The organism is Vibrio olivae (genome assembly GCF_042428525.1).
Taxonomy (GTDB): domain Bacteria; phylum Pseudomonadota; class Gammaproteobacteria; order Enterobacterales; family Vibrionaceae; genus Vibrio; species Vibrio olivae.
Genome location: NZ_JBHMEP010000003.1, coordinates 262,020 through 278,084 on the forward strand (window position 1 = coordinate 262,020; position 16,065 = coordinate 278,084).

Annotated in this window: 15 protein-coding genes; 3 read left to right on the top strand and 12 right to left on the bottom strand. The window is 44.9% G+C overall.

Annotated features, from left to right (window positions below):
* Positions 1–10: 10 nt before the first annotated feature.
* Positions 11–907: a LysR family transcriptional regulator ArgP gene (locus tag ACFFUV_RS13900; protein WP_390193846.1), complete on the bottom strand. Its 897-nt coding sequence runs from the start codon at positions 905–907 to the stop codon at positions 11–13.
* 111 nt (positions 908–1,018) lie between these two features.
* Between ACFFUV_RS13900 and ACFFUV_RS13905 the strand changes: the two genes are divergently transcribed.
* Positions 1,019–1,633, top strand: coding sequence for a LysE/ArgO family amino acid transporter (locus tag ACFFUV_RS13905; RefSeq protein ID WP_390193850.1), 615 nt, complete (start codon positions 1,019–1,021; stop codon positions 1,631–1,633).
* Between the two features lie 49 nt (positions 1,634–1,682).
* Here ACFFUV_RS13905 and mscS read toward each other — a convergent pair whose 3' ends face one another.
* The 6 genes from mscS to ACFFUV_RS13935 all read right to left on the bottom strand — a co-directional run bounded on the left by mscS (position 1,683) and on the right by ACFFUV_RS13935 (position 9,764).
* Positions 1,683–2,585 carry a small-conductance mechanosensitive channel MscS gene (gene mscS, locus ACFFUV_RS13910; RefSeq protein ID WP_390193853.1) on the bottom strand — a complete coding sequence of 301 codons (903 nt, stop codon included), beginning with the start codon at positions 2,583–2,585 and terminating at the stop codon, positions 1,683–1,685.
* A gap of 313 nt (positions 2,586–2,898) precedes the next feature.
* Complete coding sequence (gene fbaA, locus ACFFUV_RS13915; protein WP_390193856.1) at positions 2,899–3,975, bottom strand: class II fructose-bisphosphate aldolase; 1,077 nt, start codon at positions 3,973–3,975, stop codon at positions 2,899–2,901.
* A 158-nt stretch (positions 3,976–4,133) separates the two neighbouring features.
* Positions 4,134–5,297, bottom strand: a complete 1,164-nt coding sequence (locus ACFFUV_RS13920; protein WP_390193859.1) for a phosphoglycerate kinase — start codon at positions 5,295–5,297, stop codon at positions 4,134–4,136.
* Positions 5,298–5,442: 145 nt separating this feature from the next.
* Positions 5,443–6,465: an erythrose-4-phosphate dehydrogenase gene (epd, locus tag ACFFUV_RS13925; protein WP_390193862.1), complete on the bottom strand. Its 1,023-nt coding sequence runs from the start codon at positions 6,463–6,465 to the stop codon at positions 5,443–5,445.
* A gap of 171 nt (positions 6,466–6,636) precedes the next feature.
* On the bottom strand, positions 6,637–7,593 hold the full coding sequence (locus ACFFUV_RS13930) for a siderophore ABC transporter substrate-binding protein (RefSeq protein WP_390193864.1): 957 nt from the start codon (positions 7,591–7,593) through the stop codon (positions 6,637–6,639).
* A 77-nt stretch (positions 7,594–7,670) separates the two neighbouring features.
* Positions 7,671–9,764 (bottom strand): TonB-dependent receptor domain-containing protein, encoded by a 2,094-nt coding sequence (locus tag ACFFUV_RS13935; RefSeq protein ID WP_390193867.1) that lies wholly within the window; start codon positions 9,762–9,764, stop codon positions 7,671–7,673.
* A gap of 136 nt (positions 9,765–9,900) precedes the next feature.
* Here ACFFUV_RS13935 and ACFFUV_RS13940 point away from each other — a divergent pair, with 136 nt between their 5' ends.
* A complete protein-coding gene (locus ACFFUV_RS13940) occupies positions 9,901–10,815 on the top strand; it encodes a LysR family transcriptional regulator (RefSeq protein ID WP_390193869.1) in 915 nt (304 codons plus the stop codon).
* Positions 10,816–10,896: 81 nt separating this feature from the next.
* On the opposite strand, the gene ACFFUV_RS13945 is transcribed toward ACFFUV_RS13940, so the two are convergent.
* The gene (locus ACFFUV_RS13945; protein WP_390193872.1) at positions 10,897–11,454 is read right to left on the bottom strand and encodes a BON domain-containing protein; all 558 of its coding nucleotides are present in this window, start codon (positions 11,452–11,454) and stop codon (positions 10,897–10,899) included.
* A 201-nt stretch (positions 11,455–11,655) separates the two neighbouring features.
* A complete protein-coding gene (locus ACFFUV_RS13950) occupies positions 11,656–12,081 on the bottom strand; it encodes a hypothetical protein (protein ID WP_390193875.1) in 426 nt (141 codons plus the stop codon).
* 211 nt (positions 12,082–12,292) lie between these two features.
* Between ACFFUV_RS13950 and ACFFUV_RS13955 the strand changes: the two genes are divergently transcribed.
* A complete protein-coding gene (locus tag ACFFUV_RS13955; protein WP_390193877.1) occupies positions 12,293–13,639 on the top strand; it encodes a sigma-54 interaction domain-containing protein in 1,347 nt (448 codons plus the stop codon).
* Here the strand turns inward: ACFFUV_RS13955 and ACFFUV_RS13960 are convergent.
* From ACFFUV_RS13960 to ACFFUV_RS13970, 3 genes are all read right to left on the bottom strand, one after another.
* A complete protein-coding gene (locus ACFFUV_RS13960; RefSeq protein ID WP_390193879.1) occupies positions 13,636–15,291 on the bottom strand; it encodes a diacylglycerol kinase family protein in 1,656 nt (551 codons plus the stop codon). The two genes, ACFFUV_RS13955 and ACFFUV_RS13960, sit on opposite strands and share 4 nt — an antisense overlap.
* Positions 15,292–15,422: 131 nt before the next feature.
* Positions 15,423–15,656, bottom strand: a complete 234-nt coding sequence (locus tag ACFFUV_RS13965; protein WP_390193882.1) for a hypothetical protein — start codon at positions 15,654–15,656, stop codon at positions 15,423–15,425.
* A 233-nt stretch (positions 15,657–15,889) separates the two neighbouring features.
* A partial coding sequence (locus ACFFUV_RS13970; RefSeq protein ID WP_390193901.1) for a transketolase-like TK C-terminal-containing protein occupies positions 15,890–16,065 on the bottom strand: 176 nt, incomplete at its 5' end.

Here is a 16,065-nt window from a genome sequence, read left to right on the forward strand (position 1 = left end):
CTTGACGAGCCTATGCTGGCTCTAACACTGCTCGAGCATAATCAACAATTGCCTGACTGATCTCTTTCAATATGCCACTTTCTGCCTGCCAATGATGCCAGTAGATATGGTAAGAAAGATAATATTCTGGCGTGATATTGATTAATGTTTTTTGAGCCAACTCTTGCTCTATTTGCAACTTAGGCATTAAGCAGTAGGCGACCCCTGATAGCGCCAACTTAACAAAGGCCTCTGAACTGGCAACTTGATGGCGCAATCCCCCATCCTCTAAACCAAAAAACTGGCTGAGAAACTGTTGATGCATGTTGTCGTATTGATTAAATGACACCGAAGGCGCTTTATTTAAACTTTGCGTATCAACGCCGTCGGCAAAATACCGTTGGCAAAAGGCTGGGCTTGCGACACAGACATAATCCATACGTCCCAAATAATCCGCCGCACAACCAGAAACGGGTTTCGCGCCAGAACTGACCGCGCCTGCAACCTCACCACTTTTTACTTTTTCAATCGTACGATCCTCGGCATCCACGTAAATACTCATCTCGACATTACGCTGCTTCATTACCGATTCTAAAGCAGGAAGTAGCCACGTGGCTAAACTGTCGGCATTGCTGGCTATCGCCACCGACATCGGCATCTGTGATTCTTGATTAAGAAGGTTTGGTAATAGCTCGTTTTCCATCAACTGAACTCGGCGGTACAAACCCATTAGCTTTTTGCCGATCTCTGTCGGCCTCGGCGGTAACTCACGCACTAGCACCGGTTGAGCAACAAACTTTTCTAATTGTTTGATGCGTTGAGAGACAGCGGATTGAGAAAGAAACAACTTAGCGGCAGCCCGCTCAAAGCTACCAGTGGTTAATACCGCATCTAACGCTTCAATCGCCTTATAATCCAAACCTCGCATAGCACCTCATAAGAAAAACTGATAATCAATTAATATTATTCATTATACTGATATTAGCCATTTATAATATGGTGCGCTCCCTACTGTTTACAACACGATTGCGGAGACATCATGAACTTGTGGATTCTACTCCAAGGTTTTGGATTGGGAGCGACAATGATCATTCCAATCGGGGCGCAAAATGCGTACGTCCTAAACCAAGGAATGAAACGTCATCATCACTTTACAACAGCGACCACATGCAGCTTGCTTGATGTGCTGTTTATTTCTCTTGGTATGTTTGGCGGTGGTGCTTTGCTCACTCAACATGAATCTCTGCTGCAAGCCGTCACTATCGCCGGCATTGTCTTTTTAACGGTTTATGGTGCGATGTCTCTACGCAGTGCCTTTCGCACTCATCAACAACAATCTCCCAAACAGGCACAGAAGGTTTATGGTCGTAAAGGGGTGATTTTGGGCGCCATTGCGGTAACGGTGCTCAACCCTCACTTGTATCTGGATACGGTGGTGATTTTAGGCTCACTCGGAGGACAATTTGCAGGCCTAGACCGAGTTGCCTTTGCTATTGGCACCATGCTGGCCTCATTCACATGGTTTTATACAATCTCGTTTGCCGCAGCGAAAATGAGCCACATTCTTGCGCGGCCAAAAGTCAGTCAGGGGATTGATATTGCAGTGGCTATAATGATGTTTAGTATTGCAATGATGCTGTTTAAACAGCTTTAAGACATAAAAAAGCGAGGCAAGAGCCTCGCTTTTTTGTTGTTTGCGACGATTAAGCTTGTTGCTGCTCGTCACTGTTGCTGTCATTGGCTGCAACGGCTTTATCGAAATGAACATCCATTTGTGGGAATGGAATTTCAATACCAGCTTCGTCTAGATTCTCTTTGATTTTTTGCATTAAATCGAAATACGTCGGCCAGTAGTCAGCGGTTTTCACCCAAGGACGTACAGCAAAGTTCACCGAAGAATCCGCCAGTGCCAAAACACCCACGGTTGGCGCTGGATCTTTAAGTAAACGCGGCTCATCTTCAATGGTTTTAAGCAGCACTTCTTTCGTCTTCTGTAAATCAGAACCGTAAGAAACACCAATCACCAAGTCAACACGACGAGTAGAATGAGTCGAATAGTTGGTAATCGGCCCGCCAATCACTGATGAGTTGGGTACCACGACCATTTTGTTATCTGGCGTTTTCAAAATCGTTTGGAAAATTTGGATTGAATCCACAGAGCCAGCTACGCCGCCGGCTTCAACATAATCTCCAGCTTTAAATGGACGGAAAGCCACAATCAGTACGCCCGCAGCAAAGTTAGACAGTGACCCTTGCAGTGCCAAACCAACAGCTAAACCAGCGGCACCAATAACGGCAACCACAGAAGCGGTTTGCACACCAATTCGCCCTAGCGCAGCAATCAACACGATGACAAATAATAGGTAACGTACTAAGCCATGGATAAACCCGACAACCGCAGAGTCCATATCTTTACGCTTGAGCAGCTTCGCAACGCTGTTGGCGATCATCTTCGTAATGATGTTACCAATAAACAGAATCAGCACTGCTGAGATAATATTAATACCGTATTGGATTAATAGATCTGAATTATCTGTCAACCAATGTTGAGCGGTTTCTAAGCTCTCGGTAATTGGAGTCGGATCGTCCAACTTCTCACCTGCCATAATACGTTTCCTCTAAAATATCTAATGACTCACTATGTTCGATTTTTAGGTTATTACATCATTAAACTCGAACTGCTATAGCGCACTGTAGCCTATAACTTACTGAAAAAGCAAAACACCTCAGTTCTCACCCTAAAAAATAAGCCGAGTGAATTTCCATATGGCGTTCGCTTTTAGAGAGTAAGCAAAGGTCGTTTAAATCGCCACCTATTTGTCGACTTTCCTCACTCTGTCTTACTCTTAATCCTGTTTCGGCGCCATAAAAAAAGCTCGCTAAATAGCGAGCTTTTTAAACATTTTACGTATCTATGAATTATAGAACGTCAACCGCGTTAAGGTCAGCGAAGGCTTTCTCAAGACGAGCAACCATAGATGCTTGACCAGCGCGTAGCCATACACGTGGATCGTAGTATTTCTTGTTTGGCGCATCTTCACCCGTTGGGTTACCGATTTGGCCTTGTAGGTAATCATGGTTGTCCGCTTCGTATTGACGGATACCATCCCAACAAGCCCACTGAGTATCCGTATCGATGTTCATTTTGATAACACCGTAAGAGATAGACTCTTGGATTTCAGCTTCAGAAGAACCAGAACCGCCGTGGAATACGAAGTTTAGAGAATTCTCAGGTAGACCGAATTTCTCAGAAACGTATTTTTGAGAATCACGTAGGATGGTTGGAGTAAGAACAACGTTACCTGGTTTGTAAACGCCGTGTACGTTACCGAAAGAAGCCGCGATAGTGAAACGATGGCTAATTGCGTTGAGTTTCTCGTATGCGTAAGCAACGTCTTCTGGAGAAGTGTAAAGCTCAGATGCGTCCATATCAGAGTTATCAACGCCATCTTCTTCACCACCAGTACAACCTAGTTCGATTTCAAGCGTCATGTTCATTTTTGCCATGCGCTCTAGGTATTTTGCAGAGATTTCGATGTTTTCTTCTAGAGACTCTTCAGAAAGGTCAATCATGTGAGAAGAGAACAGTGGCTTACCTGTTTCAGCGAAGTGTTTTTCACCTGCGTCTAGTAGCCCGTCAATCCATGGTAGAAGTTTCTTCGCAGCGTGGTCAGTGTGAAGAATAACAGGTACACCGTAAGCTTCAGCAACGTTGTGTACGTGTTTAGCACCAGAAATCGCACCAAGAACTTGTGCGCCTTGACCTTCTAGTTTCACGCCTTTACCAGCGAAGAAAGCCGCACCACCGTTTGAGAACTGAACGATAACTGGCGATTTCACTTTTGCTGCTGCTTCTAGTACTGCGTTGACAGAGTCAGTACCAATACAGTTAACTGCTGGAAGTGCGAAGCCGTTTTCTTTAGCAACTTCAAACACTTTCTGTACGTCATCACCAGAGATAACACCTGGTTTTACGAAGTCGAAGATCTTAGACATGGATAGAGTCCTATTTATCTGTCGTTTTAATAATTAAAACTTATTGTTAAGTATAAAAACTGGTAAATCGTTGCTCACAACTCGCACTATTCTAGCAAATTTGCCTTACGAGTGCAGCAAACATAAAAGCGGGAGATAACTCCCGCTCTATTGATTAATTATGCTTTAGCGCGTGCTTCTAGCATTTCGACTGCAGGAAGAACTTTACCTTCAACAAACTCAAGGAAAGCACCGCCACCCGTTGAAATGTAAGACACATCAGCCTTGATACCGAACTTGTCGATAGCGGCTAGTGTGTCACCGCCACCCGCAACAGAGAAGCCATCAGAAGCGGCAATCGCTTCAGAGATACCTTTGGTACCCGCTTCAAAGTTTTTGAATTCGAATACGCCTACAGGGCCGTTCCAAAGGATGGTTTTCGCATCTTTAAGAATTTTTGCAAGCTCTGCTGTTGAGTCAGGACCAAGGTCAAAGATCATGTCGTCATCTTGAACGTCAGCCACGTTTTTGATTTCTGCTTCTGCGTTTTCATCAAACGCTTTCGCACACGCTACGTCAGTTGCTACTGGGATAGCACACTCTTCCATCAGCTTCTTAGCGGTATCCACTAAATCTGCTTCGTATAGAGACTTACCTACGTTATTGCCAGCTGCGGCGATGAAAGTGTTGGCGATACCGCCACCCACAACCAACTGGTCAGCGATTTTAGATAGAGACTCAAGCACTGTCAGTTTAGTCGATACTTTAGAACCACCCACGATAGCGACCATTGGGCGCGCTGGGTTATCCATCGCTTTACCAAGAGCTTCAAGTTCGTTAGCAAGTAGAGGGCCTGCACACGCAACTGGTGCATTCATGCCTACGCCGTGTGTTGACGCTTGAGCGCGGTGCGCGGTACCGAATGCGTCCATAACGAACACATCACATAGTGCTGCGTATTTCTTAGACAGTTCTTCTTCGTTTTTCTTTTCGCCTTTATTAAAGCGAACGTTTTCAAGAACGACGAGTTCACCAGCGTTAAGCTCTAGGCCATCAAGGTAGTCTTTTGCCAGTTTTACGTCACAATCAAGTGCATCGTTAAGGTAATTAACAACCGGTAATAGAGAGAACTCTTCAGCGTATTCACCTTCTGTAGGACGACCTAGGTGAGAAGTAACCATAACTTTTGCACCGGCTTCTAGGCAGTGCTTGATTGTTGGTAAAGATGCAAGAATACGCGCATCAGAAGTTACTTTGCCATCTTTTACTGGCACGTTTAGGTCTGCACGGATAAATACGCGTTTACCAGCGAGATCTAGATCAGTCATCTTGATTACAGACATGGTTTGTCCTCTCAATTAAATAAAGTTTTTAGTAAGCCCGGCAACCCTGCCGAACCTGAGAATCTTCAAATTATTTCTGATATGGAGATTTAACATATTTATTTCAAGCATGGAAATAAATATTTCTCCTTGGCGCCTAGTGGCATTAGGACGCCTGCATTGCGAGCGCAGTATCCAACATACGATTCGCAAAGCCCCATTCGTTATCGCACCAGACCAGCATCTTTACCAGCCGTCCGTCGCTTACTCTGGTCTGTGTTCCATCAACAATCGCACTATGGGGATCATGGTTAAAATCAATGGAAACCAGAGGTGCTTCAGTATAGTCAACAATGTTGTGTAATGTACACTGAGACGCCTTGACTATGGTTTGATTTACGTCATTAACTTTCACATTTGTATTAATTGTGACACTTAAATCCATGGCCGTGACATTTACTGTGGGAACGCGCACTGAAATCGCTTCAAACTTGTTGGAAAATTTCGGAAATATCCGTTCAATCCCCTTGTGCAACTTAGTGTCAACCGGAATGATCGATTGGCTGGCCGCGCGAGTACGGCGTAAATCTGAATGGTAAGCATCAATCACTTGCTGGTCATTCATTGACGAATGAATCGTGGTGATGGTGCCAGAGTCAATCCCAAACGCTTCATCCAGCACTTTAATGATTGGCACGATACAGTTGGTCGTGCAGGAGCCGTTTGAAACCACACGATGCTCATTGGTGAGGGTTTGGTGGTTCACACCATAAATAATGGTATTGTCGACGTCGTTGGCACCGGGATGAGAAAACAACACCTTGTTAGCGCCAGCTTGAATGTGCTGTAAACCATCCGCTTGGCTGCCAAATACGCCTGTGCAGTCGAGGACGATATCCACATCTAAATCCCGCCAAGGTAAGAGTTCGATTTCTGCCAAGTGTAGAATGCGAATTTTATCGGCTTCAAGGTTGTCGTGATGAACGTAAAGATGCTCTTGGTCATTGGTGACCTTTTTGACAAATCGTCCATGACTGGTGTCATATTGCAGTAGGTGAGCCATCGCATCCGGTTGCGCTAATTCGTTAACCGCAACCACTTTAATTTGCTGGTTCTTACCGCTTTCATACACCGCTCGCAATACGTTGCGACCGATTCGACCAAATCCATTAATGGCGACTTTTAGCATCTCACTTCGCTTCCTTTCCATTGACGCGCTAGATGGTAACGGCAAATGCCATCAAATTCACCTTTATTTATTGTGATTTTATGCACTATCAAAATACACAAATAAAAAACACCCCTTACTGGATTGAGATAAGGGGCGAAAGCGTAATAAGAGCAAAATTGACGTTTGGAGTTACTGGGTAAAGCGAGTACCTAAATCATCAACCGTTTTAGACACACTTTGATAGCCGCCAGTGGCCAAATACCAAGCTTTCGGATTGAGATAGTAAACATGCTCATCTTTCCACGCTGACGTGTCTGTCACATTCTCCATCTCGGATAAGGTGTCAACCGCTTGCCCTTCACCGCCAGTTGCCGCGCCGCGATCCAAAATAAACATCCAATTCGGGTCAGCCTTAAGTGCCGCGTTCAAGCGCTTCTGGCGCTCAACCTGCTGTTTTTTGGCTTCTTCAGAGCCCGGCTTCGGGCGTCCTTTTGAACCAGAAGATGGGTTGGCACTCAATACCGATGTCAATCCCGTTAACTCATACAGCATACCAAAACGTTCACCGGGCGCATGCGCCATAACGTGACCATTGACCGTAAACAACACCAAACCACTTCCCTGTTCAGCCGCTTGAGAACGCAACTTGCTAAGCTTGCTATCAAGCTCACTCTGTAACTGCTGTGCTTTTTGCTGTTGATTAAAGATATCGCCTAATAACGCTAAGTTGTGCTCCACTCCGTCAACAAAATGCGCAGGATCTATCGTTAAGTCCAAGGTTGGTGCAAGTTGACTCAATGCCTCATAAGCGCGAGCCGAGCGTCCCGCGACGATAATTAAATCTGGGTTCAAACTTTTTAATGCGTCGTAGTCTGGTTCAAATAAGCTACCAATCTTTACGTAGCTATCATCAGCATACTGTTCAAGATAAGTCGGCATAACGGTTCCCGGTACGCCTGCCGCTCTGACGCCAAGGGCACTCATGGTATCTAATGTCGCAAGGTCAAACACGGCAACACGCTGCGGTGCACGCTCGATGACAGTGGTTCCCTGTGCATGATTGACTGTCACAGGAAAGGCGAAAGCAGGGCGAACAATACTGAACAGGCTAGTAAATAAAACCAGCCCGACTAACCATTTTTTCATTACGAATTCTCTATTGATGATCGAAAAAATCGAAGAAGTGATAAGTGAAGTGAGCCTTGCTCGCTTCACTCTCGAGTTTAGAAACGCATCGTTAGCGCGAGATTGTATTTACGTCCATCAAGGATATAACGGTAGTTTTCGTCTTCTTCTGGATTAATCTCTTTGTTAAACGCGTTATATACACCCGCTTTCAAATTAATGTCTTTCTTGAGGTTATAAACCAGTCCAAGGTCAACCATAGTGTAAGCTGGAATCTGCAGACCATTGCTTGAGCGGCCGCTCGGCCCAGTCTGCCAACGTCCGGTCGTTTTACTGCGGTAATTGCCTTGAGTCCACAGCATCAATTGTTCCGTTGCTTGCCACTCAATTGACGCGTTGTACATATGCTTGGCGATATCATTTAGAGGCTCGCCTTTATATTCGCCACTCTTTTGCTCGGTTTCGCTAAAGGTATAAGATTGACGCAGCAAAATATCTTGGTTGATTTGGTAATCCAACGTCGCTTCAATACCCGACATTTCAGCTTCGGCAATGTTCTCATAGGCGGTATAACCGTACTGATGAGCTGGGTATGTCGTACCACCATAAGTACACTCAACGTTGGCTTCGCAAATACGGCTGGTTCGATTAATTTTATCTTCAAACTCCGTCAAATAAGCGGTCAAAGTTGCTGAGACGCCAGAACCATAAACATCATCGAAAGCGATACCAATTTCGTAGTTCAAACTGGTTTCTGGCTCTAAATCTGGATTACCAATAATGACGCCACCACGCGATACTGCACCAAAATCAGTGGCACTTTGACGTAAGCTTGGCGCTTTGTACCCTGACGTGACGCCACCTTTAAGTACCCAAGCATCGCTGATTCCGTAAACGGTATAGACTTTCGGGCTAAAGTGACTACCAAAGGCTTCGTTATCATCAAATCGACCACTGAGTACGATTGACCAATCTTCCATTGGTAACCATTCGTTTTCGGCAAAGATCGAATACTGATAGCGTTCCATTTTGTTGATGGCATCGGCATCGGCAACAACCGGTTCAGACAGCCCGTTCGTCGCACCATCTTCAAGGTTCTCATTTTTATATGTCGCGCCGACGGTCAAAGTGTTGGTATCCCAGAACCAGTTGGCTGATGAGTTGACGGTCAGTACGTCGAAATCAATTCCGTTGCCGGTATTATCATTGACGCGCGATGGGTTCTCAGAATCATCGTAATTAATAAAGGTTTTGAGACGCATGCCCTCGTAGTGTGCTTCGTGCTCAATAAAGTAAGTATCACGTATGGATTTGCTATAGCTGATTTCCGCATCGCTGATACTGCCGTCACGATTAGTCACGGTTTCAGAAATACTGACGCCCGGTGTATGAGTACGTTCCTGTTCATAACGACTGTACCCCATCGTGAGATTATTGTTGTCGTTAATAATCCAATTCACCTTGGTACTAAAATTACGGCGCTTATATTCAGGATCGGATGCTTCGCTATCATCGCTACCAATAAAGTGGCTTTCGTCCTGGTTAAGATAAGAGCCACTAAATTGCAGCGAAAGCGTATCGTCAATGAGCGGCGCATTTAGAGCAATGCTGGTTTGTGCCGAGTCTTCATTCACCTTATTTGAACTGTCAGCCATGGTGTATTCAGTCGTAATACTACCGCTCCACTCGTTGCCAACTTTCTTGGTGATCACATTGATAACCCCACCCATGGCATCCGAGCCATATAAAGCAGAAGCTGGACCACGGATCACTTCGATACGCTCAATTTCAGAAACTGGAGGTAAAAAGTTAATTGGCGTACCGGCCTGAGCCCCATTCAGACCAAAAGCATCATTTCCCTGAACTGGGCGTCCATCAATCAAAAACAGAGTATAGCTCGATGACATGCCGCGAATCATGATCGCCTGTTCTACACCCCCACCCGAAACTTGGACCCCTGAAATATTTTTTAACACATCAGTGATATCGGTATAGGATTTCTTTTCGATGTCTTCAGCGGTAATCACTGAGATGGTCGCGGGGGCGCGAGCAATATTCTGTTCATAACCGGCAGCCGTAACAACCACGGTCTCAGTCGTGTTGGAAGAGTCTGTATCGGCATACGCGTAAGGCGTGGTCAGCAGTACAGCACCACTTACTGCACTCAAATACCGACATTTCGAGATAGTCATAATTCGCTCCTAAACTGATAATAATTATCATTTGAATATTGATGATTATTCACATTCGTGATTGAATGAATAGTTAGATAACTGGAATGCCTCTTCCCAAAAATGGAACCCAACTCTCGTTCAACAGGATTTTGTCATGCATGATTTAACCTCAATAAGAGCCTTTGATGCGCTCAATGAACACAAAAGCCTGACAGCAGCAGCCAAAGCGTTAAATCAACCGAAATCTACCGTCAGCCGCCGCCTAGCTCAGCTTGAAGCGGATGTTGGTCAAGCCTTAACCATTCGCCAAGGTAACCGTTTGGTTATTACCAAAGCGGGACAAGTCTTTGCTCGCTATAGCAAAAAAATGCTAGAGCTGGCCGATGAAAGTCAGGATGCGATTCAAGGCTTGAATAACCAAGTCTCTGGTGAACTGCAGATCATTTGTCATCCGGCATTAATGCGTGGTTGGATAAGTCAGGCTCTCAATCAATTTTTGACAGACAACCCCAAAGTACGTATTCGCTTAAGCAGTGAATACATCGCGGATTGTCATGGACCTGATTTGATCTTTTGGATTGGTCAAGTTCCTGATATTGAATGGCGAAAACAAACATTAGGTCATTGGCACTACGCCACTTATGCCGCACCAGATTATCTTGAAAAACATGGCCATTTTTCACACCCAAGTGAGCTGCATCATCATGCTTGGATTGATTTTGGTTCAGTGCGTGAAGCGGGGTTAGTGATGACCCACTCTGAGCATGGCGTATACTTTCTTGAGCCGATGGAAAGCCGTTTGCAATGTGACAACTTAGCGCTGCAAATTGATGCCATCGCCAACGGTAATGGCATTGGGTTACTGCCAAAAACAATGGCGCAGGGTTATTCCTCTTACCACCCAGGGCGAATTGTTGAATGTTTGTCGGGTTGGGAAACTGGGCCAGTGGAGATCAACTGCTATACGCCAATTGGACGTCCACCGCGCCGATTACTTGCGCTACTTGATTTGATCGAGGAGAGAATTCCTGACAGTTGGCGACGGCCGGTATCGCAAACCGAGCGTTAATCGTCAGTGAACAATGGCTGAAAAACGGACAAAATAAAAGGGCCCAAACGGGCCCTTTTTAATACTCAGCAAAGTCATTAATTACTGGGTAACAATCTCAAGCTGGTTATCAACGTCTTTTACGTCATCGGTATTTTTCGCCAGCATAACAGCAAGTTGTTCCATCTCTTCTGATGTCACTTGACCATCAAGCGTGACATTACCTTGGTCAACATCAACATCGATATCAGTACCGTTTACATCAGGATCCAGCAGTAGCGAAGACTTCACAACGGTCGCGATTTTTGCATCCACGACGTCTTGGCTAAAATCGGAGTCTTGCTCATCGGCGTTCATCACCGTTAGGTCGTTTTCGACCTCTTTAACGCCATCGATGTTGCGAACCAATTCGCTCGCTAGACGTTTTTCGATATCAGAGTCGACTTTACCGGTTAGGTAAATGACGCCATCTTTTACATCGGTATTGATATCGAAGTTATTCAGTTCACTGTTAAACAAGAGTGTGGCTTCAGCTTTCCCATCGATCCAGCCATCGTGCGCTTCATCGCTCCAATCATTCGGCGCGGCCATTGCACTAAATGCAGTCACACCACAGGCAAGGATTACTGTTCGAGTTAACGTTGAAATCTTGGTCTTCATATCGTTTCCTCCATTATTTGGAATGCTTATTTAAGTCGCAGTTACACTATTGCTAAACTTATGCCAAGTTTATTTTTCCATAAAATTCAAAACTTTATGATAATCCTTTTTATTTTTCAATTCCTAGGCTGTGAAATAATTTCGTGTTTATCGGTAACTTCTTCAACACTGAGTGATGTGTTTGTTACCTTATTTCTCAACCTACCTTAATCGCTTTAGCGTTAAATGGGTCGCCTCTATCTCCATCTGAAGTGCTGCAATCCAATAGGATACCTTGTGCGCCAATTGGTTAGATTCTAAGTTTTTAACAATCGTTTTGCCTTTATCTATCAGATACTTATCCGAAACAACCATGTTCATCATCAAGGTCATGTCTTGATCATCCTGCGGTGGTTTCGGGTTCATAAACAGTGGGAAAGGCGTATCGATCGCTTGTCGTAGATCTTGCGTTGCTTGACGTTTAAGCAGCGTAATCCTCATCAATGATCGATATAAACTACTGTTTTCTATACGATGTGATAGGAATCTCGCGCTCATATAACTTTTATCTAACCAAGCAATCATCAGGCGTATCAAGTGCTCGTCTTTCGAGTTGACATCTATCTGCTGTCGGGCTTGATTATTCACAATCTCCTCCCGTGTATGAATAAACCTAAATAATCCCTTTCAAACTTCATACCAGAAATGTCGAATGTCGTTTTAGAGGTTAGAAGGCTGTCTAAATTAGTTCTTAAGTATCAATTCGGTTAAAGTCAGGTAAAAAACGGTAAACCTTACTTGTTGACTCGGAAGTATTTACGTACATTATCGATCCCCCCTTATATGCTGAGGAAAGCAAATGAGCTTGCCTGTATTGTTCGTCCATCTTGTTAGTCAAGAATTTTGCGCACCACTAGCACAATGCAAAGCATTGTCTGAGTTTTCAGTGGTCAACGCCGATGGTGGAAGCCATTGGTTAGATCAATGGCAAGAATCCAAGGCCGATGCCGCTATCATTGATATCACCGCTCTTAGTGACCAAGAGCTGGATTTATTAGCGGCAGGCGATTTGTTCTCTCATCAAGACGTGATCTTATTTAGTGAAGGGAAACCGAATCCGAAATTGGATCAATTAATGCTGGGTGGCAGTGTCTTTCATTTTCGTACGCCCGTTGATTTTGAATCGGTGAATGACACGCTAGAAGACATTGCTGGGTATTTCTTTCACAGCCAAGCAAAACGACAAGGCGTAAATAGCAGTAACTTGGATCAATTTGGTCTATTAGTGGGTTCATCACGTGTTATGCATCAGCTCTATCGAACTCTACGCCGCGTTGCACGCACAGAATCGAATGTTTTAATTATTGGTGAGAGTGGCTCAGGTAAAGAGCTGGTCGCTAATACGATTCACCTTGCTAGCGAACGCAATCATAAGCCTTTCATTGCGATTAACTGTGGCGCCATCAGCCCAGAGTTGGTCGATAGTGAACTGTTTGGTCATGAGAAAGGGGCATTTACCGGCGCCCATCGCAACCATGCTGGGGTATTTAAGCAAGCCGAAGGCGGCACTCTCTTCCTTGATGAAGTCACTGAAATGCCAATAGAGCATCAAGTTAAACTTCTGCGTGTGCTTGAAACCGGAGAATATCGACCCGTTGGTAGCCAGCAAACACTCAAAGCCGATGTGCGTATTGTGGCAGCGACCAACCGCGATCCACAGAAAGCGATTGAAAATGAACGTTTTCGAGAAGACTTGTATTTCCGCTTATCGCAATTCCCGATACACGTGCCCCCTCTGCGTGAACGTAAGGAAGACATCACCGGTCTTGCTCTGCATTTTCTTGCGCATCGGAATACGGAAGAAAAACAGAATATTTCAATTTCTCCAGCTGCGCTTGAAGCGATCGCTCAACATTCATGGCCTGGCAATGTTCGCGAATTGAAACACAGTGTAGAGCGGGCTTATATTCTTGCTGATGACCAAATTGAACAGCAACATTTAGTGTTCGATGCCCCACCACTGCAATCACCTTCAAGTGTCGAAGAGAGCATTCCAGCGGGTGTCGCATTGGAAGAAATCGAGCGTGCTGCAATTATGAACACACTCGCAGAAAACCAAGGAAACAAGACGGATACCGCTTCTGATTTAGGTATCAGCGTCAAAACCTTGTACAACAAGTTAGAACGCTACCAAGCCAAAGACTAATCGGTCTCTACATCATCAGTGCTGCGCCCTGCTTTTTCGGGCGTTAGCACCCAGAGTGAACGAGGAGCGGCTTCAATGTCAATCCCCTGCGCCTCAAAAAGCTCCCCATCAATGGCGTACTTCAGCCCCTGTTGAGATTCAATCACTATCTTCGACACATGACGGTGCTGCACCGCATCATCAATGTTGGTTTGAACTACGCTGTTGAAAATCAGTTCAGTCAAGGACCAAACATTATCGCTGACGTTTTCTGAACTCGGTAGCCATGTCACATCCAATTTGCCATCTTGCACATCAGGTGCGCCCTTTCCTTGAGCGAGAATCGTGCTAAAAGGCGCGGCATTCGCAATCACCATACTGCCCGTTTTTAATGTCTCTTGTGGCTGTTGGTCAAACGTGACCTTAAGCTCGAGCGCTTGATTTTCAGTCACGGCATTAAAAAAGCCTTTTAAATAGGCCCCTTGCCCTTGCTGGTTCTTTTCTTCACGGTTGGCATACTCAATCATCTGCTGTTCAAAACCGACGGCAATGACCATTAACGCTAACTCGCCATTACAGGTCGCGGTATCCATATGAATGGCTTTACCTTGCGTTAAGACGTCACAGGCGGTTTGAATAGGAACGAGTTTGGACTTCACTCCCCACAAAGCGTGACACAGTGAATTCGCAGTACCCAGCGGCAATATCCCGAGCTCAATTTCGCTACCGACTATCTGTGTCGCGACTTGGTTAATCGTCCCATCGCCCCCACCAGCGATAATCAGTTTGGGGTTATCTTTCACCGCCTGCTCAGCCAACTGACTCGCCGTGACGCTTTCTGTTGTTTCTTTAATGGTTAGACGATAATAAGGTGAGAGTTCTTCAACAATGTGCGCTTTGTTTTCAGGCCATTTTCCCCCGCCAGAAACCGGGTTGGCGATGATCCACGCATTGGGTTTGGCAAAACCAAAATTGTCTTTTTTTAAGTAATCACTCAACGCTTTCTCTTGCCAGCGGTTGAGCCGTGCATAGCGGCGAATGGATTGGATTTGTTTCATGACTTGCTGCAAGTCTTTATGCGGTGATTCTGCCAGCAAGTAAGCGGCCATCACTAACACCGAGCGTCCACGACCTAATGCGCAATGCACCACCACATTACGTTGATTCCGGCGCTGGCTGTCAATCCAGCGAATGGCTTGCATTAAGGTATCAAAATCTGGGTAGGCATGATCAAGAATGGGCACATTCAAATACTCGATTTCTTCGCCCAGTAGTGAAATTTTGAAGCTATCAAATTCAGCCGTTGCATCTAAAATCGCTTCGATTTTGTTTTTCTTGAGTAAATCCACATCCATAGGCGTAAGACGCGATGCTAAATATAAACCGGGTTCAATCTCTTGAATCACCGGAGAGCCTGAGCGCTTTTGAACAATGTGATTATAAATTTGCACGCCAAGCATAAACGGGAAGAACACCACTCGCATAAAGGTAGGAATATGTCCCCCTTTGCGCTTACGAAAAATCATGCCGTTATTTTTTTGATAAGCGTACGCTACCAAACCGAGCGCCAATGCCGTCCATGCCAGCAGAAAAGTTAACCACCACCATGGGCTAAGCACTGCTAACACCACAGTGGCAATACACCCATTAAAATAATAATTGGCTACTTTCATGATGCTCCTCACTATTGATACCGATTTTGTTGTTTGTATTAAAAAGCCTCCGACACTGCGGAGGCCCGATACTAGAAGTGTAGTTTGCTTATCGGTAAGTCAGTAACCGACAACAGGCCACTCACTTTTTATTAGCAGTCAGTATCTTGTGCATCAACACCTTCTTTGACATCTTCACAAGTATCTTCAATCGCATTACCTGCATCTGTCATAGTGTCATCAATTTGATCGCTCGCTTCAGACATAGTTTGATCCACTTGCTCACCTGCATTTTCAGCAGGGCCATCATCGGTACATGCAGTAAGACCTAAAGTGAAAGCTGAAAATAGTAGTGTCATCAGTGCTGTTTTCATTGTCGTTTTCATGGGTACTCCTTAATGAGTTGAGCATAAATTTGTGTATAGACACTTTTAGTATTGCCAAACCCGTGCCAACTTAAAAAGTTCAATAAATTCATAAAGTTGACATTTTGAAAACAATGAAAATAATCGCAAAAATGTAAATCCTACATTCAGCGAAGAAAAACTTACCTTTGGATACATATAAAAAAGAGGGCCTAATGCCCTCTTTTTTAACATAAACACGGGTTTAATAATGGTTACGCCAGTACCTCTTTTGCCACGTTAACCACATTCTCAGTCGTAAAGCCAAACAGTTTAAATAGCTCACCAGCTGGTGCAGACTCACCAAAGGTTGTCATGCCCACAACGCGGCCGTTAAGACCCACGTACTTGTACCAGTAATCAGCAATACCAGCTTCCACCGCAACACGAG